At 27.4% G+C, this 23,945-nt stretch carries 14 protein-coding genes; 12 read left to right on the top strand and 2 right to left on the bottom strand.

Features of this window, described 5'->3' with window-relative positions; translation table 4 throughout:
• Window positions 1-55: 55 nt before the first annotated feature.
• Complete coding sequence (locus EXC44_RS00895; protein ID WP_129621071.1) at window positions 56-1,564, top strand: DUF2130 domain-containing protein; 1,509 nt, start codon at window positions 56-58, stop codon at window positions 1,562-1,564.
• Between the two features lie 41 nt (window positions 1,565-1,605).
• Here the strand turns inward: EXC44_RS00895 and topA are convergent, their stop codons facing one another.
• Window positions 1,606-3,414, bottom strand: a complete 1,809-nt coding sequence (gene topA, locus EXC44_RS00890; protein ID WP_129621068.1) for a type I DNA topoisomerase — start codon at window positions 3,412-3,414, stop codon at window positions 1,606-1,608.
• Window positions 3,415-3,652: 238 nt separating this feature from the next.
• On the opposite strand from topA, the gene rpsF reads away from it, so the two are divergent.
• From rpsF to EXC44_RS00855, 7 genes are all read left to right on the top strand, one after another.
• Window positions 3,653-4,087, top strand: a complete 435-nt coding sequence (gene rpsF, locus EXC44_RS00885) for a 30S ribosomal protein S6 (protein WP_129621065.1) — start codon at window positions 3,653-3,655, stop codon at window positions 4,085-4,087.
• A 27-nt stretch (window positions 4,088-4,114) separates the two neighbouring features.
• Window positions 4,115-4,705: a single-stranded DNA-binding protein gene (locus EXC44_RS00880; RefSeq protein ID WP_129621062.1), complete on the top strand. Its 591-nt coding sequence runs from the start codon at window positions 4,115-4,117 to the stop codon at window positions 4,703-4,705.
• Between the two features lie 9 nt (window positions 4,706-4,714).
• The gene (rpsR, locus tag EXC44_RS00875; protein WP_129621058.1) at window positions 4,715-4,975 is read left to right on the top strand and encodes a 30S ribosomal protein S18; all 261 of its coding nucleotides are present in this window, start codon (window positions 4,715-4,717) and stop codon (window positions 4,973-4,975) included.
• Window positions 4,976-5,232: 257 nt separating this feature from the next.
• Window positions 5,233-6,618, top strand: a complete 1,386-nt coding sequence (locus EXC44_RS00870; protein ID WP_129621055.1) for an ABC transporter ATP-binding protein — start codon at window positions 5,233-5,235, stop codon at window positions 6,616-6,618.
• Window positions 6,602-7,435 (top strand): ABC transporter permease, encoded by an 834-nt coding sequence (locus EXC44_RS00865; RefSeq protein ID WP_099309294.1) that lies wholly within the window; start codon window positions 6,602-6,604, stop codon window positions 7,433-7,435. The genes EXC44_RS00870 and EXC44_RS00865 overlap by 17 nt, the downstream gene beginning before the upstream one ends.
• Window positions 7,428-8,213: an ABC transporter permease gene (locus tag EXC44_RS00860; RefSeq protein WP_099309295.1), complete on the top strand. Its 786-nt coding sequence runs from the start codon at window positions 7,428-7,430 to the stop codon at window positions 8,211-8,213. The genes EXC44_RS00865 and EXC44_RS00860 overlap by 8 nt, the downstream gene beginning before the upstream one ends.
• Window positions 8,213-10,288, top strand: a complete 2,076-nt coding sequence (locus tag EXC44_RS00855; RefSeq protein ID WP_129621053.1) for a type 2 periplasmic-binding domain-containing protein — start codon at window positions 8,213-8,215, stop codon at window positions 10,286-10,288. Before EXC44_RS00860 ends, EXC44_RS00855 begins: the two co-directional genes overlap by 1 nt.
• 98 nt (window positions 10,289-10,386) lie before the next feature.
• Here the strand turns inward: EXC44_RS00855 and EXC44_RS00850 are convergent, their stop codons facing one another.
• Window positions 10,387-13,071: a hypothetical protein gene (locus tag EXC44_RS00850; protein WP_129621051.1), complete on the bottom strand. Its 2,685-nt coding sequence runs from the start codon at window positions 13,069-13,071 to the stop codon at window positions 10,387-10,389.
• Between the two features lie 170 nt (window positions 13,072-13,241).
• On the opposite strand from EXC44_RS00850, the gene EXC44_RS00845 reads away from it, so the two are divergent.
• The 4 genes from EXC44_RS00845 to EXC44_RS00830 are packed head-to-tail and all read left to right on the top strand — an operon-like array spanning window position 13,242 to window position 23,698.
• Window positions 13,242-18,596: a PDxFFG protein gene (locus EXC44_RS00845; RefSeq protein WP_129621049.1), complete on the top strand. Its 5,355-nt coding sequence runs from the start codon at window positions 13,242-13,244 to the stop codon at window positions 18,594-18,596.
• A gap of 8 nt (window positions 18,597-18,604) precedes the next feature.
• Window positions 18,605-21,625: an ABC transporter substrate-binding protein gene (locus EXC44_RS00840; RefSeq protein ID WP_129621047.1), complete on the top strand. Its 3,021-nt coding sequence runs from the start codon at window positions 18,605-18,607 to the stop codon at window positions 21,623-21,625.
• Window positions 21,626-21,627: 2 nt separating this feature from the next.
• Entirely contained in the window at window positions 21,628-22,665 is a 1,038-nt protein-coding gene (locus EXC44_RS00835) for an ABC transporter permease (protein ID WP_165001833.1), read from the top strand.
• 46 nt (window positions 22,666-22,711) lie between these two features.
• Window positions 22,712-23,698, top strand: coding sequence for an ABC transporter permease (locus EXC44_RS00830; protein ID WP_408634241.1), 987 nt, complete (start codon window positions 22,712-22,714; stop codon window positions 23,696-23,698).
• The last annotated feature ends 247 nt before the right edge of the window (window positions 23,699-23,945 follow it).

Below are 23,945 nucleotides of genomic sequence, written 5' to 3'. Positions count from 1 at the left end.
TTCTATCGTACTTATATATTAATATAAGTAGTAAAATCACAGTTAGGAGCACACAATGAAAAAAATTAATATTCGAATTAAAGATATTGATAAAATGGAATTTGAGCTTTTAGAAAATGCACAAGCAGGAGATTACATTAGTTTAAATGGTTTAACTGAAAAAAATAGTCAAATTATTTCTGAGCATATTTCAAAAGCTGTAAGTCAAATTAGCGATGATGTAAAAAATAAAATTTATCAAGAAGCAATTGCTGATAATAGTAAATCAATTTTAGAATCAAAAGAATATAATGATTTAAAATTAGAAAATCAAAAAACAATCCAAGCTTTAAAAGATGAATTTTATAAAACCTTAATTCCTAATGAAATAGCAAAAAGTCGCAAGGAATGAGAAGTAGAAATACAAAATCAACTTAAAGCAAAAGAACTAGAAGTTAAAAATGATTTAAGTGAAAAAATAGCTAAAGTTCAAAGTAGTTTTCAACTACTTCAAAAAGATAAACAAACATTAGAAACTACTATTAAAGAAAAAGAAGAAAAAATCAAAGAATTAAACCAAAACTTAAAAGAAGCTAAAAAAGATTTCGAACTTCAAACAAGCCAAAAACTAAAAACAAAAGAGTTAGAAGTTCGACAAACTTACACTGAAAAATTTAAAAATCAAGAAACTCAAATTGAAGTATTAAAAAATACCAAAACATCTTTAGATAAAACTATTCAAGATAAAACAAAAGAAATTGAAGCTTTAAAAAACCAACTTAATGGTCTAATGATTAAACGTAGTTCATTAAGTCATATTCAAGCTGCAGGCGAAGATTATGAAACTTATATTCATTCATTATTACAACAAAACTTTAATATGGACAATGATATAAGGTTTTACAAAGCAACCCAAGTTATTAACGGGATGAAACCTGATATTATAATTGAATTTTTTGACAAAAAATCTGATGACCCAATTTTAATTGGTAAATTAGTAGTTGAAATTAAAGCTAAAGTTAGTGAAAAAGGTTCAAAAAAGAATGAAGAATTTTATGAAAAATTATTTAAAGATACAAAAAATAACAAGGCTGATTACGGAATCTTAATTACTGAATTGAACCCAGATGAAGATATTTTTATTGAGCAAGTTCAAGGTTATAAAAATATCTTCGTGGTAAGAGATCGTTCATTCTTAACGTTAGTTAGAATGTTAAGAATGATGTTTGATAATAAAGCAAGATTAAGTGTTGATTTAAAAGATTTTAAAGATAAAGAAATCATTAAACAAGAATTTAAAAATTTCTTTGAAAAAGAAATTGCTCGTAATTTTGAAATTATTAAAGAAAAATTTTCATCAATTGTTATTTGTACACAAGATATTATCAAAGCAGCTAAGAAAATTGAAGATAGAATGGAAGAAATTGAAAAAACATCAATTAAAAAAATTACAACTGCTTTTGAAACTAAATTTAGCAAACAAGACTTTTTAGAAAAACTAGATTCTTTTAATAAACGTCGTCTAGAAAATGTTAAAGAAATAAACCCAATTGAAGAAGATGTTTTAACTTTAAACGAAGAATAAGAAAAATGTTTATCCCCATTTATGGATAAACATTTTTTGTATTATTCATTATAGCTCTCAGTATATTTACATTTCGGAAATGCAGAGCAGCCAATAAATTTTTGACCTTTTTTATTATTTCTAACTAGTAAGCTACTATGGCACTGTGGACAATTTTGGTTAATGGTAGGAGTAGCAAAAGTATAAACATTCATTTTTTTTGCTGCAACTGAAAGTTCTGTTTGAAACTTAGTTCAAAAATTTTGCAAGACATTATTTTTAGAAAGCTCTTGCTCAGCTATTTTATCTAATTCTTCTTCGACTTGTGCGGTATATTTTTCATTAATAATATTTGAAAATCCTTGAATTAATGAATCACAGATTGCAAAACCAAATTCAGTAGGCACAAGTTGTGAACTTTCGTTATTAACAAATTTACGATCTTTAATTAAATTAACAGTTGTTGCGAAAGTAGAAGGTCGACCCACCTTAATATTGTCAAGTGTTTCAATTAATGAACCTTCATTATACCTAGGTGCAGGTTTTGTAGCATGTGCTTCAAAATTGAATTTTTCAACACCAATTGTTTGACCTTTTTGGTAATTTGGGTCTAAAGCTTCGGTTTCTTGAGGTGCAATGACATAATATCCGTCAAATAAAATTTTAGAAAATGATTGTCTAAAATGATATTTATCATTAGAATATTCATATAATTTTGATTCTCTAATAGGTTGAGAAATTAATGCCATAAGAGTTGTATCATAAATTAATTTATAAATCTTTAAATCATAATCTGTGAGCTCTGGATAGATCTTTGCAGCTTTAGCTGGGGTCAAATAAATATCGGTAGGTCTAATTGCTTCATGGGCATCTTGTTCACCACTAAAACCTTTAACTTCAGAAGCAACGTAATCTGATCCCCATGTGTTTAAAATATAGTTTTGGGCAACTTTAGTAAAATCATTTGATAAGCGAGTACTATCAGTTCTTGGGTAAGTAATTAACCCTCCATTACCAAAACCTTCGTAAAGTTTTTGCAAGATTCCTTGGGTTGAAGCTGCTGAATAAGGACTTTTTTTGTATAAAGCTGATTGTTTAAAAGGAGTAATTGCCCCCATTTTACGTTTAGAAACTGTGACATTTTCAACTAATAATGTTTTGGGTGCAGTTTCAAAATGTTTTTTAATTTCTTGTATTTCATTAGCATAAATTCAATTTTTCTTATCACCTTGGTTATTGGCATTATAATAATATGCTAAAACACTATTATTTGTTATTTTAGCATTAAGTATAAAGTATTCTTCAGGGATAAAATTTAAAATTTCTCTTTCTCGGTCTACTACTAATTTAAGGGCAATTGATTGTACTCTACCGGCAGTAGGAATACCAGGAGAATTTTTAAATTTTGCTTTCATTAAATTAGTTAATCTAAAGCCAATAATACGATCTAACATACGGCGTGATTTTTGAGCATCAATTAAACCTTGATTTAAATCAACAGGATTTGCAACTGCTTTTAAAATTGCATCCTTTGTAATTTCGTTATACTTAATTCTTTTAAAATTTTGAATTTTGAAATATTCTACAAGGTGACTACCAATTCCTTCACCCTCGCGGTCAGGGTCGGTTGCAATAAAGACAAAATCAGCATCTTTTAATTCTTTTTTAATTTCATTTACAATCTTAGTTTTGCTACGATCAAGGGCATATTTTGGTTCTCAATTTTCTAAATCAATACCTAAGCCGTGTTCGCCATCAGTTTTCATTTGCAAGAAATGACCCACTGATGCAACAACTTTATAATTATCTCCAAGATATTTTTGGATTGTAGAAACTTTATTGGGTGACTCTACTATAACTAAATTTTTCATAATATAAATATACATTTATTTTGATTATTTCCAATAAAAAAACTAAAATGATATTAGTTTTTGCCTCTATTTATTTACATATAAATATTAATTAAATCACTAATAAATAAATTTGGAAAATTTTGCTTTCATAATATAATATACAAGAGTATATAAAAACTATATTTTATATGAAATAGTGTTATACTCCTTGGCTATTAAAAAACCCAATAGCCCAGTAAGACCATAAGGAGGAACAATGAACAAATATGAAATTATGATGATTGTTGATCCAAAATCTGACGCAGCTTTAGCATTTGATTTATTAAAAAATGTTTTTGGAGCTGGTGTTAAAAAATCAGAAAAATTGGAAAACAATCGTTTAGCTTACAAAATTAATAAATCAGCTTTTGGACAATATATTTTAGCTAATGTAGAGGCTGAAGGTTCAAAAATTGCAGAATTCACACGTCGTACTAACATTATCAAGGAAATTTGAAGAATCCTTGTAATTAATTTAGATACCGAAAAAGGTTTAGATACAAAAAAAGAAGGTAAAAAACAACCAAGAGTTGTAAAACACCCAAGAAAAAGAGTTTATTTAAAAGATTCTAAAGAGCAAAAACAAGAGAAAACTCAACCACAAGAATCTAAAGAAGTAAAAGAACCAAATAAAAAATCACAAGAAAAATAATCATTAATAAACTTAGGAGGAACTAAAGTGTTAAATAGAGTTATATTAATTGGTCGTACTACTCAAGATGCCGAACTTGTTTATACTAAGCAAGGGGTAGCATATACAAGGTTAACTTTAGCTGTTGACCGTAGACGATTTAATAACGAAAGACAAACTGATTTTATTCCGTTTGTTTTATGAAGAAACCAAGCTGAATTTGCTAAAAACTACATTAAAAAAGGAACATTACTTTGTATTGAAGGAGAGATTCATATTAGTCAATATACAAATCAAACAACTAATTTATTACAAAGATCTTTTGATGTTGTAGTTAATGATATTAAGATTCTACAATCTCGGGCAAATGCAACTAGTTCATTTGATAATTTACAAAGAAATCAAAGTGTTAATTCATTCCAAGCTAATTTAAGTAGCAAATACCAAGCTGCTAATTCACAAGAAACATTTAACCCACTTTTAAGTTCTGATATTAATGATATTTTTGATCCTTCAGATTTAACTGATGGATCAAAACAACCTGAAGCACCACAAAATAATTCATTACACGAATTAGATGAAATGGTGTTTAGTGATGATACATCAGGATTAACTTTTCAATTTGATGATGATAATTAGGAGTTTTATATGGCATACAATAAGAATAAAAAAGCTTTTTTAAACAAAAGAAAAGTTTGTCAATTTTGTGAAAATAAACAAACTTACATTGATTACAAAGATACTGAAACCTTAACAAAATTTATTTCAGGAACTGGACAAATCAAATCTAAATCTTTAACTGGTACATGTGCTAAACACCAAAGAAAATTAGCAACTGCGATAAAAAGAGCTAGGTTTATCGCTTTATTACCATTTACAATTGTTCGTACACGTTTTTCATCAAAATAATTTTTGATTAAAAAACAATGAAAAAGAAAAATAAGATTTTTAAATCGAGTTTTTCTTTTTTTATATATAATATAAAACAATTATGAAAAGGACAATGATTTTACAAAAGATTTTACAGATTAAAAATATCTTAAACCTCTTTACTGAAATTTTATATCCTTGCGCACCTTGCAATAGGGAAGAATATTGCGAGAATCTTTTTGATACCGTCTCCCCTTTAACTAATAATTTTTAGATTATAGTTAGAAAGGAGCAAATTGAAAACAAATAATAAAAAGAATATCAAACACATTATAGAATTAAAAAATATTGTCAAAACATTTGACAACAATAAAACAGTTTTAAATAACATTGATTTAAAAATTAATCGTGGTGAATTTGTCACCTTACTTGGCCCTTCTGGTTCAGGAAAAACTACTATTTTAAGATTAATTGGTGGTTTTGAATGGGCAACACGGGGAGAGATTAAATTTAATGGCCGTGACATTAAAGATCTCTCACCTCACAAAAGAAATGTTTCAACAATTTTTCAAGATTACGCTTTATTTACCCATTTAAATGTTTATGGAAATATTTTATATGGACTTAAGCTTAAGAGAGTTCCAAAAGATACTGTAAGTAGCTACCGATTAAATGAACTTGAGAAAAAAAAGGTAGCTTGAGAAGCAAAAGCAAAAGCTAAAATGGTTGAACTTGATAAAATTCAAGATAAATATTTAGAAGAATTACAAACTTTAAAACCTGGTACTTTTAAATTTAACAAACGTCAAAGCTGGCTTGATGATTCAGATTTTAAATATTCATATTGAGAAAACTTCGTAGACTTAAAGGTTCAAGATTATGAAAACAAATATTTCAAGCGCCGCATGACTAAAGATGAGTTAAATGAAAAAACGAAGCGTATTATTGAAATAGTTGGATTATCAGGAAATGAAACTAAATCTATTTCAGAACTTTCTGGAGGAATGAAGCAACGTGTTGCTTTAGCCCGTAGCCTCGTAATTGAGCCTGAAATTTTACTTTTAGATGAACCTCTTAGTGCCTTAGATGCTAAAATTCGTCAAAGAATGCAAGTATTGCTTAGAAGCGTACAACAAGAACTTGGCTTAACTTTTATTTTCGTAACTCATGACCAAGATGAAGCTTTAGAATTATCTGATCGAATTGCAATTATGCGTGATGGAATAATTGAACAATATGATACTCCTAAAAATATTTACGACTACCCAGTTAATATTTGAGTGGCTAAATTTATTGGTGATTCAAATGTTTTTAGCGCTAAAATGGCTGAAGATGGAAATGTTAAATTATTTGGTCGAAAATATAAGACTATTCACGAAGATGATGAATTTCCAAAAAATACTGAAGTAGATGTTTTAATTCGTCCTGAAGATATTGATATTACTAGTGGAACTCAAGTTAAAAAAGATGGTAAGATAGTTGGTGAAGTTATTGATGTTTCATACAGAGGAAGCTATTACTATTTAAAAATTGAAGCTAATGATGGAAATATCTTTAATGTTGAAACTGCTAAAAAATTTGAATTAAATGAAACAGTATATTTAAGTTGAACTATTGATTCAATTCATTTAATGAAAAAAGATCCTAAGTGAGATTACAATCATAATGAGTTCAAAAATTAAAGCACTTTTTACTTTTGACAAAAAAGCATATTTATTTTTACCATACTTATTTTTAGCAATTTTTTTAATTTTATTACCAATTTTAATGATTGTTATTAGTGCGTTTTCAACAACTGATTTTGATGCATATGTTTTAATTAAAGATTCAAATACTTGAAATATTATCTTTAGATCATTATGAATTGGAGTTATATCGTCAATTTTATGTTTATTAATTGGTTTTCCTTATGCATATTTTGTCTCAACTTCAAAATCTAAACTATTCAAAATCTTTGCACTAAGTTTAATGATTAGTCCTCTTGCTATTTTTACTGTAGCTAGAATTTACTCAATTAAAGGTTTAGCTTTAGCAGTTTTAGCTACAAATCCTAAATCATTAAATAACGAATTTTTCATTATTTTTGGATTAACTTATCTTAATATTCCTTTGATGGTTATGCCCTTATATACTGTTTTTAAAGATATGCCAAAAAACATTATTGAAGCAAGTCATGATTTAGGTTATGGCTTAATTGCAACAATTTTTAAAGTTGTCATTCCTTATGGAACTAAAGCTATTTTAAGTGGATTAGGAATAATCTTTTTATCTAGTGCAACAACTTTTATTGTTAGTGCTAAATTATTGCCAGATGGTTCACAAAAACAATTAATTGGAATTGTAATCAATTCCAAGATTAACCCTGGTAATAAATATGATTTAAGTAGTGGTTCAATGCTTGTTATTGTTGTTTCAGCTATATTTATTGGACTTTATTCATTATTACAAATAGTTCCTAAGCTTATTTTTAAACTTAAAAAAGGAGCACACTATGAATAAAGTTACTAGCTTTTTAAGAAGTAGTTATATTTATCTTATTTTAGCTTTTATTTATGTTCCGCTTGTTTTTGGTGTTGTATTTAGTTTTAACAAACCCACACCAAAAGGTGAATTTAACCCTACTTGAGTTGGAAGTACCTTTGAAAATTGAAAAGGTCTTTTTGATGCTGGTCGTGATTTAAGTTTAATTAATACCATTTTACTTGGATTTATTGTTAGTGTACTAGTAATTAGTTTAAGTTTAGCAACTGTTTATGCAATTTACCGACGTAAAAATAAATTACTTAGAACAACTCTTTCAGTTACTTCAAATATTCCACTAATAAACCCTGATAATATTACTGCCATTGGACTAGTTTTAGTTTTTAGTTCATTTTTTGGTATCGTTGCTGTTGATAGCGAAGGTTTTGGCCGGGTAATTGTTGGTCATACTGTTATGACACTGCCTTATGGTATTTTATTAATGTTGCCAAGAAGTGAAAAATTTAACAACAACTTATATGAAGCTTCACAAGATCTAGGTTATTCAAAATTTAAATCATGAGTTAAAACATATTTAGTGTACATGATCCCTTCAATTATTACTGTACTAGTAGTAAGCTCAGTTTTTAGTTTTGATGATTTTATTATTACTCGAACTGTGTCAAATACTTCTACGTTAGGAACTAAATTATATGAAGGGGCTTTTGAACCTTGAGGGTTAGTGCTTGGTTCAATAGTACTATTTATTGTTTTAATTTCAAATATCGCTTACGCAGTATATAAATCTAAAAAATAATGAAAAAGAATTTTTGAAAAACTCATAAAAATAAAGTATTAGTTTCAAGTGGAATTTTAAGTGTTGCAGGAATTTTTACAGCTGTTTTATCAACTAAATTAACCAAAAAATTTAAACCAAGTTTTTATAACTATAAATCTTATATGTCAAGTGATAACATTGATAAATTAAATGAAACATTTGACTATAAAGAATTTGACGAAATAAACCAATTTAGTACTGCTTTAATAAATAATAAAGCAGTAGCTGGAATTGGATCAGACTTTTTAGCTGCTGAATTAGTTCGTAAAAAACTAATAGGAAAAATTGACTATGCTAGCTTATTAGGACTTGAAGAACTTGAAGGTTTTTTAGAATATGATAAATTAAAAACTCTTGTTAATTCACAAGATTTTACTAATTATTCAATAACAGAACAAGAAACCTATAAAAAAGAGCTTAGTGAAGCATTTAACAAAAAACAGTTAATTAAACAATTTGTGAAATTAACCTTAAGACCTGAAATTTGGGATCATTTACTAAAATATAAACTTGAAGACGATAATGAGCTTTGAGAATACTTCTATCCATATTTTTCACAAGATATGGTTGTTAGCTATAATATTAAGAAAAATCCTATAGCAGTAGACAACGCTACTGGCAATGGATCAATTGATTTCGAAAAATACAAAAATACTTTTCAAAATAATGATATTAAAGATCCTTTATCATTAGTTAATGTTTTAAAGATTATGTCTTTAAATAACTTTAATAAATGATATATTACAGATTCAATTAGAGATAATATGATGTATGGTTCATCATATTGACCTTTACCTACAGGGAGAACTGAAAATAACTTTACAGGATATGTTTTAGATAATGAAACAGATGGTAATGAAACGTATAAAATTTTAATTGATGCTTTTGCTGATTTAATTAATGATGGTACTGGTTATAACATTAAAGATGCAAATCATATTGCATTTAAAGGTGATGGCTTAGAGATAGTTAATGATTTAATTAACCCTTCGCGTAATGATGTTAATGTTGCTATTATGTATAATGGTGATGCTATTGATGCATATTATGGTAAAGATAATTTTCCCAATTTAGTTGAAGATGGACACATTAGAGCAATAAAACCAAAAAATAATATTTTATTACTTGATGGACTAGTTATTTCTTCTGGTGTTTCAAAAGAAAATGCAAAAAAATATGCACAAAAAGTTTCAGAAAGTTTTTTCCAAGGAACTATTGATATTATTAATTCATATAAAGCATTATTGGAAAATAATGCTATTAAAGAATTACGCTTAGGAACTAATCAAGTTGATTTTACTCATATGCAAACTAAAACAATGTTTAAAAGATTAGCAACTAATTGAAAAGAATTAAAAATTAATGAACTTTCTGAATTAGAAACAGCAAGCTTAAATCAAGAATATTTAAATCAGTTCATTAGTAAATTTACTAATCTTATAGATTTATCCTCAGAAGAAAACAAGGCATCATATGATGAATATTTAGCAATTCAAGAAAATTATCAAAATAACCAGAAAGTAGATTTTAGTGATCGTATTAATTTATTTGTTAAGATTATTAAAAATTACCTTGATGCGAATTTAAGTGATTTTTATCAACTTGCCATAAACAATATTGAGGAATCAAAAAAAGCTATTGAATACCAAAATTCATACGATAGTTTTGAAAAAGCATTAATATATGAATTTATTAGTTCCAATTTAGAAGAACTTAAAGAAGCTTTAAGTAAACATTCGACATTAAAAGAGAAAAAAGATTTTATTGGTCTATTTTTAGCACGTAAGATTGCTATCTTGGATTTTAGTACAATTAAAGATAAATATAATTTTACGAATTTTGATTATGTAAATTATGTACCTACAAATATTTCTGATTATGAGCAAGTGTTGCAAAACTATTTTTTAGATCCAATTAGTGGTCATGATGAAACTGCAATTAATTTATACGAAATCAATAATAAAACTGGAATAATCCACGAAAACATTCAACCTGTTTCTGATGAATTACAATCAAAAATAACCACTTATTATTTTAATAAAACTAAATCATAATAAGTTAAAACACTAATATTCAGATATCAATCTGAGTATTTTTAATACTAAAAAACTTAACATAGGTCATTACCTACGTTAAGTTTTAAATTACTTTTTTACCTTAAAATATTTAATACTTCATTAAGTAAATTAATTATAGTTGTTCTTAAGGTATTTAAGGAATTATATGAAATTTCGTAAGCAATCCGATTTTCATACCTTGTATAATTGGTAATTGTTTGTGAAGTTGGTTGTAATGTGAATGTAGCCTTATAATTATTCAATTGTTTTAGGATATTTTCTAATTTACCTAATGCATTAGTTACCTTGTTTCGAAGTGATGCATTTGTTGCTTCTAAGCTAGTAATAGTTTGTTTTAAGTTTGTCACTTGACTTTCAAGTGTTTTAATTAGATTATTTGCTTGTTTTAATGCATTAGTATGGTTTAAATTTTCAGCAACAAGCTGATTGTTTTTAATTATTTCTTGGTCAAGTTCTTTAACTAGTTCATTAATACGGTTGTTATTATTTTGGTTTTGTTTGTTTAAATTATTAATAATTTGGTTTTGCTGAGATATTTGACGATTTAAATCCGCATTTTCTTGTCTTAATTGATTTATTAAGGCATTTTGGTTGTTTAATTCGCCTTGCAATGCATTGTTTTGATTTGCTAAATTATCTTTTTGGTTTTGCAATAGATTATTTTGTCTTTGAGTTTCTTCTTTTTGATTTTTTTCTTTGATTAATTCATTATTAAGGTTTTGATTTTCAATAGTTAATTGATCAATTAAATCTTCTTTTTGTGCAATAACAATATTTAATTCATTAATTTGATTTTTTAATAATAAAACTTCATTTTCTAGTTCTAATATTTTAGTATTTTTCCGGTTAATTTCTCTTTGAAGATCTAAATTTTCGTTATTTTGTTCTTCATTTTGTTTATTTAAAACAACTATTTCTTCTTTTAGTATTTTAATATCTTCTTGTTTAGTTAAAATTTCATCATTTAATTCAGAAACTTGAGTTGTCAAAAGATCACTATGTTTTTGTCGTTTATCAAGTAATATTTCGAGCTCTTTATTTTTATTTTCATTGTAATTATTTCTTAATGTTAAAATTTTTATTTCGTTTGTTAAACTTTGAATTTGTGATAAATTTCGTTTTAGAATATTTTGGAAATAACTACTATTAATAAAAAGTATGTTATTTTGATTAATAATGGTATTAATTTCTAAAGTTTTTTGCTTGATATTGTTTTCTAAATTATTTGCTTCTTCTTGTGTGTTAATAATTTGTTCTTTGAATTCCTTAATTTCTTTAGTTTTTTTATTTATATCTTGGTTTGCAATTTGTATATTTAATTCGGCAATTTCTGGAACAATTTCTTTTGAATTTCTAATTTTAATAATTTCATTTTCTAATACTTCAATTTCATCTTGAGTAAGTTTCATTTTTTGTTTTAATGCTTCAATTTGAGCAACTTTATTTTGGTATTGTAAATTATCTTCTTTTAGTAATTGATAATTTTCTGTAAGTTTTTGATATTCATTTGCTAGTTTATTTGAAAATAATTCTAATAAACTAGCAAATGAACTAGTTATTTTTTGTGAAGTAATATTAATATTGTTTGCTGATATACGCAGTTGCTCTTCAGTAGTTCCTGAGCGAAGATTTTTATCTAATTCTTTTGTTAAGTTGTTGAAATCTTCGTGATATTCATCTAATTTAGCAATTAATTCTTGGTTAGATGCAAAAGTTGTTTTAAGTGTATTTAAAATATTTTTATAATCAGAATTAAATTGCTTTTGGTAAATGCTTAAACTTTGAATTGTTTCTAAATAGATACTTGTAATTTGTGATTCTTGAACATTATCAATAATTAAAGTATTTAATTTAGCAATATTTTCATTAATATAATTAGTAATTTCATTATTATACAAAGCAAGGACATTTAATAAACTAATAGCACCTGAGGCTAGCTTAGTTTTATTTTGTGAATTGTCAATTTCTTTTTCAGCAATATTTGTTTCTAAAGTTAATATTTCAGGACTAAATTCTTTAATATATTGATTATTCTTAATTGTTTTTAAAAATCTTTCATACATTAATAAGAAATCTCTAGTGGCAGAAATAGTTAATTGACCTTCATTAATAGAATTAATTCTTTTTAAAAACTGGTCAGCTAATGTATCAAGCTTTTCAGAAGTTTCCAGGTTATGTTTTGAATTGCTAAAGAAATTTTGGTTATTATCGATTAATTTTTTTAATTCATTGTTTTTAGTAATAATGTCTTTAATGATATATAACGAATTTTCTTTCGTTGGTTTAATTTTTTTGTAAAATTCACTACTTTCTTTTAAACTAGGATCAATATCATGAATATACTTTACTAAGTTTTGCTTAAATATGTCATTATTAACTAATTCAATTAATGAATTAAAATGATTATTAATAACTTCTATATTTAGATCATGATTTGATAGTAGCTGATTTTTTTGTGTTGTTTCATTAAGTTTAGTTTTAGCTTGGACTATTTTTGCATTATTTTCTTCAATTGATTGATTATATTTATCGATTTGATTTTGATAGGATTCTTGGGATGTTTTTACTTCTTGAATTAGCCCTTTTAGTTCATTAGATAAAGTCGATATACTTATAGATCAATTAATTGTTCTTGGTTTTTGTTCTTCAACTGGAGTTTTTTTTACAAAGTTGATAACTAAGGGGATGCTACCAGCAGCTGCGCCTAAAGTTCCAACTACTAATAAAAGTTTTAATGTATTTTTTAGCTTTATTGTCATTTTACCTCCTAATAAAGTGATAAATAAAGTAAAATAAAGCACCAAAACTAAAAAATAAATTACTATGATTTTCTTAAATTTTATGGTAAAATATAAAATATATTTATATATAATATAAATATCATAAAATGTAGATTACAGTTTACTAAATTGAAAGAAATGAGGTACAAATGAAAAAATTAAGTTTAAAAACCAAAGTTCTATTATCTGCAGGTTTAATTACCTTAGTATCTGGTTCAACAGTTGGAGGTATGTTTGCTTATGCTAAAAATTCTGATGAACTTAATGGAACTTATTCAGGATTCACTCAACGAGAATTAAGAAATGATTTTTCTCAAATTCGCGATGAACAAAATAAGCTAAAACCTGAAATTGCTATTCTTAACCCGTCAAAGTCAAGAATCGTTGCAACAGTTAATGAAACATATGACAAATTTGCCTTTGTTACTGACCCTAAGACATGATATGATTTTGACCAGTTTTTCAAAATTTATTATGAACTTTTTAATGAAAGTTTTATTTTACAAGTTAAGTATGGTTCATTTAGTTTTTACAATGAATATGTTCTAGCCGTTAAACCAAAACAATTCATTGAATTTACTTTATGATTTTTTAACAATGTTTCATGAGGCCCAGACCTTTTAACACTTGATAGTTTTAGAATTGTCCAAGGAGTTGAGCAAAATGGTAATTCAATTACTTTAGGTTCACATGCTTCATTACATAAAGAAAGTAGTGAAATTAAATTCTTCCCTGATGCTTTCTTTGGTTCAATGCCAATTTATTCAACTAGCCAAGGACAAGGTAATGCTGTTGATGCACTAACATATTCATTGTTTGATGACAAGGTATCTAAAGCCAATTTAGATAGTTTCTTAGAAAATATTCCAGCTGCCACTGCCTTAAAAAATAATAGTGGTAAATATTTTGTAAAACTAAATAATCCAACTAATTTAATTGGACAGGAGTTTTTAGTTTTACCAAATGAAGCTAAGAAAGAAACTGATTTTGCCTTAACCCAACAAGAAAAGGCTGAGGGACATGGAACTTTTGTTATTCCAACTAATAGTACAGTAGACAGTTTGAAAACATTTATTAAAAATAACTTCTTAGACGAAAATGAAGGTAACAAATATTTAGAGATTTTTAAAAATTCATCTAATGCAAATGCACAAAGAAAATTCCAAAAAGCTAAAGTTGTTAATGTCCAACTTAATCAAGTGCAAACAACTATGAGTATTGTTTTTGAATTTGGGGATGGAACTCAACATACATATGTAATGAAATCAGAAGATAAAGATCCATTTTGATTCTCTGCATATGAAACATTTAAAACAATTTTAGATGCAAACTTAAAAAGCTTCCTTGATTTTTATGATTACGAATCATATGTGCAAAATTCAGATAAAAGTAAGAAAAAATTTTGAATTTTTAAAAACGGTAATAAACAAGCTTTATATCAAACAAGAACTGAAGCTTTAGATAAAAATAAAAAGGCTATTAAAGATAGCAACCTAAATAATAAAATTGATGAACATGTCTTTGAAATTGAGCTTGAATCTTTTTCAGTTGTTGATGGTGTTTTCAAAGCTCAATTTAACAAGAATATAAACATTGAATTTGATGCTAAAAATTTAACTGATGATGTGCTTAATGCTTTTGATGAGTTCAAAGCTGCAATTGGTTACCGTGGATCTATTAGTCCTGCTGCTTTACAATATGGACCAGAAGACGTTACGATGGTTGATGCAGAGGGTAAACAACTTAAAGGATTAGAAACTCGTCAATACCAAGTGTACGTTGAAACATACAATGGATTAATAAACCGAGTATTACGTAAATATCCTCATTTAAAAGTCAAACTTAATGGTCCACACATTGTGAAAAAATTAAATAAGGATTATGTTTACGAGTATTCGATTGAAGAAGGTGATTTTTATGGTCTTAGTGATTCAGACCGCATCGGAATTCCTTTACTCTTAGCTGCTAGCTTAGATGATTTTGATGGTCTACCAACAGATTTCTTAAAATATGTTGGAGCACATGAATATGGTCACCACTTTACTTTAGATTCAAGCCAGGCTTTAAATGATAATTCTAAAGCTGTTCTTGTGGGAGGTCTTTCAACTAACAGGGGAATAAACGAATCTTCATATTATTCAATAGATGCTTTAAGAAATTACTTAAATGCTCGTACTAACCTTGAAGTTACGAGAGTTAACTCGCTTGGTAATGAGAGTGAAAAAGGAAGCTTCTTAAAATTCACTTACATTAAGAATGATGGAACTAAATATGTTGAAACTAAAGAAGATATTTGAGGTTCAGCAGATAATGACCGTCAAAATATTGCAAATATTATTAATAATCCTAAACGTAGATTCTTACAAGATTTTGAAGGAATACAAAAAGCAGCTAAACTTCGTGATGTGAAGTTAGGCGATTTATTTATTGCTAATTCATTTGATGAAGAATCAGGAACCTTAAATCCATACATTGGTGGAATTTTAAAATCATTCTCAGGAACTAAAGATAATTTCCAATTTGAAGACGTTGTAATTGGTAAGTTGCTTGCATCATTAAAAGATGGATTAGGAACTAATTTAACAGAGAAAGCTGTTCAAATTAATCCTAATAATCCAAACGAATATTCATTGAATCCGGTTACTTTTGGACAAAATGAAGCTGGTAACACAGTTGTTAGAGCAATTAATATGTTTGATTTAAATGGAAATCCTGTGATAAATGTTCCTTTAAATACTCCATTAACTCAAGCTGAATTAACTTATGTACAAACTAGAATTGCAACTATTCGAAAGAGCTTTCAAGATTTAATTACTCGTACTGTATCTGAAAGTGGTTGAAATACTGGAAATACAATTATTACTGCGGATCCAAAGTTAAACTTAGTAGGATTTTTCAATCGTGTGCACAGCAAAACATTACTTGATAAATACTTATCACGTACTAACCAAGCTGAAATAAATCCAGATTATAATAATATCTTTGCTCAAAACAACACAAGAAATGCATTTGAATATACAGCTATTGATAATAGTAATAATTTAGTGAGTCAAGTTTTTGATTTACTTAATTCAAGTGTTCCGCATTTAAACCAAAGTCAACATAATTTTTCATACTATTATTTATCACAATCTAATAATGTATATGCCTTTGTAGATAAGCAATCAGATAATAATTACGCAATTAAAGCGTCCTATACAATGCCAAGAACTACTTGAAGTGATTTACACATTGAATCATATATAAGACACAATAATTTAATTAATTATTTAGCAAGACAAGGTACTTATATTAATTCACAAATGCAGGTTGCATTCCATGTTAATTTTAGTGGGATATTCACAGGAATGAGAAATGTTAATTCACAAATTAAATATAACTTCTTATTCTTAAATGATAATAATCAATTACAAGATCCAGAATTATTCTTTCAATACTCAAAGAATAAAGAATATGTTGATAAAAACTTTAAAAAGATTGTTTTAAACAACCTTAAAGGACGTTTAACATTAACTAATGGCAAAAGTCTTTATGAAGCTTATCCAGAAGGTAAATTTGCCTTAATTACTGATGCAGGTAAAACTAATAAATCACCAGCATTTACTTCATTAGCTGATTTATTTGAATATATTTCAATTGATTATTCAAAAGCTAAATTAGTTGATGCTGCAACTGAAACATATAATTGAGATATTGATTATGTGAAAACTAAAATTGACTTTGATTTATTTAAAGCTGCAGCTGCTAATGAACAAGGAATTAGTGAGATTTTAAATTATGAACAATTATTAGCTAATGAAATTATGGAACGTTTCATTAAATCTCACCATTTTGGCTTTGTGAAAAATTTCAACCCTGCAAAAGAATTGCTTAATAATAGTGCAATTTTTAGTAAAAGATATGGGGTAACTTTTGATGATCCACAATTTACCCGAAGTTTTGTACTTGATAAAACAGTTACTCCAACTAAAGCGTCTAGTGTAAAAGTTTTTGATGTAAAAGATATTCAAGATATGTTTGTTAAATACGTGCAAGAAAACTTTGGAATAAGTCACCCAGATAAAGTTGAAGAAATTGTTAATAATTTAAATAGTCAAGATTTATGGAGGTTACTTGGTAACTCAATGTGGTTTGACTATCTTGGTATAACTGGAGAAAACCAAGAAATTTACTACTCATTATTTAGTGATGGAAATCCTTCAAGTGATGTTATAAACTATAACTTAACTAGAGTTGAACCTTTAGTTAATGATAAGTTTACCGACTATGTTTACAGCCTTTCTGAAACTTTAACACGTGATTATGTACAAACTACATATATTCCAAGTTGAGATGATTTTGGTGGATTACCTAGTTACGTTAAAGGTGTTAACGAAGCACAAACTGGACTTGATTATGTTATTGATGCAACCAGACTTGCTTTTTGAAAAGATCGTCAAAATAACCAAAAAAGCATTAGTGATTCAGTTTATGCTTTATTAAATGCACAATACCTAGAAAATAAAAAATATGTAACTCAAAAAACTTTTTACCAAAATTTACTAGATCGTAAAGCTGACTACGAAAAATACAAAGAATATGATGATGCAGTATCTAATAATGGAAAACTAGTAAATGGACAAAGAGTTTCCTTTGCTAATGAAGACGAGAAAAAAGAATATGAAAATTTAAGAAATGCTCAATTGGCAAAATTAACTTCAATCGATGCTCAAAGTAGTCTTAAAGCAACATTGGAGCAATTAAGAACCTTAGGAAGAGCTTTACCTGATGCAGAATCATTTATGTCATATGGTGAAACTAGAAATTCTTCATACTTTGGTAATTTATTATCAAAAAACAATGGATACTTTAAAGATCGTTTCCAAAAATTAACTATTGGAATGGAACTTTATGATGATTTAGGAAACGAAGTAATTGATAATACAATCCGTTTAAAAGATTTCGAGGGTAATGCAATAACTTCACGTCCAAAAGCCTTCTTTATCTCACAGTTACTTAATTACGGTGTAGGTTCAAGAAATATCTCTGGAATTTTCCGTCATAGAGGTATGGATGCAGTCGCAATGTATGGTTATATTAAAAATGATTTAGCTTCTAAAGTTAAGTTTGTTAAATTTACTGACTTAGAAACACAAGAAGTTAAATACTTACCAATTAACATTAGCAAAACTAATAATATTTTCTACTTACAAAAACAAGGTGATGCAAATTCAAAAGTTCATCTTGAAGATTTAGGTTATACTTCGTGAGTTTCAGATTATGGAATTATGGGCAAATACCGTGATGCATTATTGCTGCCTAAACATTCATATATTCTTGAATTTGTTGATGAAAAGTATAATTTTGTCGCAAACTTTAGTTTAGGAGACTTAGAAACAATTTCTGAAAATGGTAAAACAAGCTCACAAGCTCCAATTAAAATTACTAACCAATTAGATAACAACAACCAAAAAACTGGTAAAGCAGTTATTTCAATTGATTACCAATTCAATATAACAGGATAGGAGGTAGTATGAAAAAAATAAAATTAAAGAATTTTTTGCTTTTTAATCTTTTAATGGCGCCTGCGGCATTTTTAGCATCTTGTAGCCCTAGTGCTAATAATCCTTATGAACAAAAACTTAACTCATCCATTGATTATGATTTAGGGTTGGCAACTGAACCAATTAATAACTTAAATTACGTTCGTTATAAATCAGTTGATAAGATCTTACCTTCTTTAGTAGACTCCTTTATTAAATTAGGACCAGATACCAACTTAAAAAGAATAATTAAAACAAATAATTTTGCCATGGCTATGGTTGAAACATCTCAATCTGTAAATCAAAACGGTGAATTATCTGCTGATTTTGATGATTTTTACAAATTAAAAAATTCTTTAAAAGGTACCAATAATAATGGTTATGGTTTAATTACACGTTCTTTTTATGAATTTACTAACTTTAACTTAATTGGTGGGCTTGCAAAAGCTTCATCTACTTCTGATGTTGGTAGAACTGCAACTATTTATGGTTTTAGAAATCCAAAAAATACTAGCAACTATATGGCATTTACTGGATTTTTAAATAATAAATTGAACCGATGAAGTAATGGTGATTATGTTAGCGCTCAAGATTTACGTGACTATTTTGAATATATTCTTGATTTAAACACAGGGTCTCAAAAACTTGATGAAATTTTAAAATTTGGGATGCGTGGTGCTGAAAAATTCATTAATGCACAAAAAGAATATTTAGCTAAATATAATAAAAATTACATTAACCCATTTGGTCGTAGAAAATATGTTTTAAATAGCTATAATGAATATGTACAAGACCATGAAGAAAAAGTTTGACAACCACAAATTCAAGATCAAAATGGCAATTATGTTGACACAGAAGATGTTGAGAAAATTAAACAAGCAGCTTTAGAATTTGGGTTTTATACAGGGCAATTATATTTAGATTATTCTAATGAAACAATTAGTGAAAATTTAGCTCTTAATCCTAATTTTGATCTCACAAAAGAAACCCAAACTTTCAATATTTCAAAAAATGGAACTTTACAAACTATAACATTAGTTAAAAACCCATTTGTTAACCCATATCAAGAATATACTATTGATAATGAAGGTAAAATAAAACCAAGTTACAACCAATTAGCTAATTCAGAAAATGCCTTTACGATGATTTTTGACCAAAACAAAACCCCAGGCATTTTGTTCTTAATTAATAATATTGTTACAAATATTTATCCAATAAACCGCCGCTACGTTGAAACTGTGGCTGGTGGAATTGATAAATATGGTGCTGATCCTAAGACATTTATTACAACTGGACCATTTTTAATGGACCCTAGTGACGTTGTTTTAGGCCCACAAGGTCAAATCATTTTAACTAAGAACAATGAATATTTTGATGCTAAAAATACAATATCAAATAAAATTAAAATTTATTTTTCATCAGATCGTAATATTAACACTACTTTCTTTGAAGATGGGTATATTTCACAAACTTATATTCCAGCAACTAAAATTAGTAGCTATTGATCAAGTCCAATTTATAAAAACTTTTTAAATAAAAATAGTGGATATGGAACTATTGCTTACGGGTTTAACTTAGATGCCGAAACAAACGGAAATAGTTACTTGCAAGATCAAGACTTAAGAAATGCAATTTATTATTCAATTAATCGTGAAAATATTATTAAGTTTGTTGGTTGAGATTTCTCATTCCCAGTTAATACTTTTACTTCATATGGTCAATATAAAACTGAAAATGGTAAAAATATCGAAACATACTTTAGTGACTTAAACTCTAAAACAAAGGATGGAGTTGAGTATCCATTACAAAACTATGATTTTGTTGTACACCTTGCTAAAAATTTTTTATTTGAAAAAACGAACCGTGAAGATTTTGCTTATAATTTAAATACTGCGCGCTTTTACATGGGCCGCTTTAAGAAAAAATATCCTAATTTATCAAAACTTTCATTAAGATATTTAAATAATTCTTCAGATGAGCAAAAAAATGCTGGTCTATTCTTAAAAGAATCCTTGCAAATTGCTTTTGGGGATTTTATTGATTTAGAGCTTAAAAACTTACCAGAAAATACTTTTGCTTCCTATATCGAAGAAGGCAAATATGATATTATTTACCAAAACTATGATAAATTAGGTGGAAATGGTGCTGAAGACTATGTTGCTTCTTTCTTTAAAGATGATGGAATCAATACTTTATCACAAAAAACAATTGGATTTAAAAATAACCCAATTGGATCATTTGGTTACACTGATTATATTGTTGACTTATTACTTGAAAAGAATAATTTAAAAAGTAATTTTGAAACATTCCAAAGTTTATTGCAAGCTGAGATAACTAAAGTTGAAAATATTATTAACTCAACTTTAGCATCTGAATTTAACCAGATTAAAAACCAAGATGATGGAACGAGAAAAAATAACCTAATTAATAATTTTGTAAAACAATACTCAACAAAATTAGCAATTGATTTAGGAACTAACTTTAAAGCTGATTTTGTGGCAAGTATTATTGAATATTTATTATTAAATAACAAGAATATGAAATTAGCAAGACTTAAAAAAGCTTACAAACATTTTATAATCAATACTATGTCAATTGATGATATTGCTAAAGCAACAAATGCTACTAAAGAAAGATTAAATATCCAACAATCAGTTAGTCAAACAGCTATTAGCTTTGATTTTTGAAAGAAATTTATTGAGCTTTCATTTGCTAAAAATGGTGAATCATTAGTTGATTATGGAGATCGTTTAAGTGCCTTTTTCTCAGCTAACTTTACTAGTGAAGAAGTTGCTCAAGGATGAACACAAGAATATGTTTTTGTGTTTATTGGAGAACTCGAAAAAATAGTACGTGATGCAGCTTTCATTATTCCATTAATGGAAGTTGATACTAACTGAGAAATTACTAGAGTTGCCGGTACTTCATCATTATATCGCTTCTCATTACAATATGCTTATGACTATACACGTCCACCAAGACCAGGATTACCAAGAGGGAGGGATAATTAATTATGTTTAATAAAGTTGTTAATGATTTAAACCCAATTTATTTTGCAGGCAAAAGAAACAATGATTATTCTTTATTTGAAAAATTATTTTCATTTAATTCTGCTTTTGCTAAATCATTAATTAGATTTAGCAAAATCATCATTGAATTTTTTATCATTGGTTTAATTGTTATTACAATTACCTTTTTCTTAATTAATGCTGTTCCTGGATCTAACTCATTAACTGCTGGATTAGATGAGGCAGCTAGAAAAGCAATTGAAACTAAATATGGTTTAAATTTACCTATTTTCCAAAGGTATTTAAATTACATTGCTGGACTTTTTAAAGGTGAATTCGGAATTTCGATTTCTTTATTCCCTGGTCGTGAGATTCAAGATTTTATTTGAATTAGATTTTATAAATCATTCTTAGTTGGAATTTTTTCTGTAGTTCTTACTGTTATAATTGGTATTTCAGTTGGAATATGAGTTGGAAAAAATCCAGGTGGATGAGTTGATAATATTTCTACAGTTTTAGTAAGTATTTTCTCAAGTGTCCCTTCAATTATCTTTGCCTTAGTCTTAGTTTTTATTGGTAGATTAGTAGGTTTACCATATATTTTTAATGAGAATAATATAATTACATATATCTTACCAGCTTTAGCTTTATCGCTTGGTAGCATAATAGTATATATTAAATATATTAGAACCGAGTTAAACCGTGAGCTTAATTCAGTGCATGCAAAATTTGCATATTTAAAAGGTTTATCAAAAAATAGGTTTGTGTGAAAACATGCTTTAAAACCAGCTTTATTCCCAATTGCAACATTTTTCCCAGCAGTAATCTTTGGTTCATTTATTGGAAGTATTTTTATTGAACAAATCTTCTTTATTCCTGGATCAGGAGCAACATTATTACAAGCAATTCAAACTAAAGATTACAATATTATTTTATTTTTAATTATGATGTTTACATTGCTTACAATTTTATCTTATGCAACAAGGGATATTTTATATGAAGTAATTGATCCAAGGGTAAGAAGAAGGGGGTCTGGTGCCTAATAAGAAAAAATCTTTAAGTGAAAAATTTAGCACTTATGTATCTAAATTAAAAAATCGTAACGATTTAGGTGAAACAAACCTTGCTAATTTAGCAAGTGCACCTAACCCCTTAATTTCACCATTCCAATACCAAGCTTGAAAAATCATTGGTAAGACAATTGATTTTTCAACCAATCAACATATGAATGCTGAAGCAAAACCTTTTAAGGAATTTGTTTACAGATATTCAAAAAACTTTGCCGGAGTCTTTGGATTTGTATTATTAGTAAGCTTAATTTTACTTTCACTAATAATTCCATTTACTACCCATGCGCCTTTAGCAACTGATGTTAATAATCGTTATTTAACTTTTAATACTACTGATACTAATGGTATTAATCATATATTAGGAACTGACCATTTAGGAAGAGATTTATGGGCCAGGCTTTGACATGGACTAAGATATTCTTTATCCTTAGCCATTGTTGTAACAATTATTGAAGTTATCATTGGACTAGCTATTGGTATTATGATGGGACAATTTGAAAAGGTTGATAAAGTTTTTACCTTTATTATTAAAATTATTTCAGTTGTACCAACAATTTTAATTTTAATTTTAATGACTATTGTTGTTAGCCCTAGTTTTTGAGTTATCGCACTTTCTTTATCGTTAACTTCATGAACTGGAATGGCTAACCAAATTAGAGCTCAAGTAAAACGTGCAAAACACTTTGAATGAGTTTCAGCTTCTAGGGTTTTAGGTACCCCTATGACTAAAATCTTATTTAACTACATTCCAGTTATTTTACCAATCTTAATTACACAATTAGTATTTACAATACCTGGAGTAGTACTTTCAGAAACATCACTTGCTTTCATAGGATTGGCAATTGATGATGCTTCAACACTGGGGAACTTAATTTCAGAAGGTCAAAAACAATTCCCAGCATATTTAAGATACGTATTTGTGCCTTCAACTATATTAATATTAATTACAACTAGTGTCCAACTTATAGGAGCTAGTGTCCAAGATGCCTTAAGAAGGCAAAGATAGAGGGAGAAGAAATGAAAAAATATTCTAAGAAATATCGTTTTCAAAAACCTAAGAAAAAAACTAGATCTCATGAATTTGATGATGCAATTTTAGAAATTATAGCTAGTGAGCCAGTAGTTGAAGCTGAACCTTTAATTGAGGAAGAAATTATTGAGGAAATTCAACCAGAACCAATTTTGGTCAAAGAGGAACCTGCTCCTTTTATTGAACCAGAACCAGAACCAGAACCAGAACCAGAACCAGAACC

This window comes from Mycoplasmopsis bovirhinis (assembly GCF_900660515.1).
Lineage (GTDB): Bacteria > Bacillota_I > Bacilli_A > Mycoplasmatales > Metamycoplasmataceae > Mycoplasmopsis > Mycoplasmopsis bovirhinis.
This window is presented reverse-complemented; position numbering and strand designations above follow the sequence as displayed.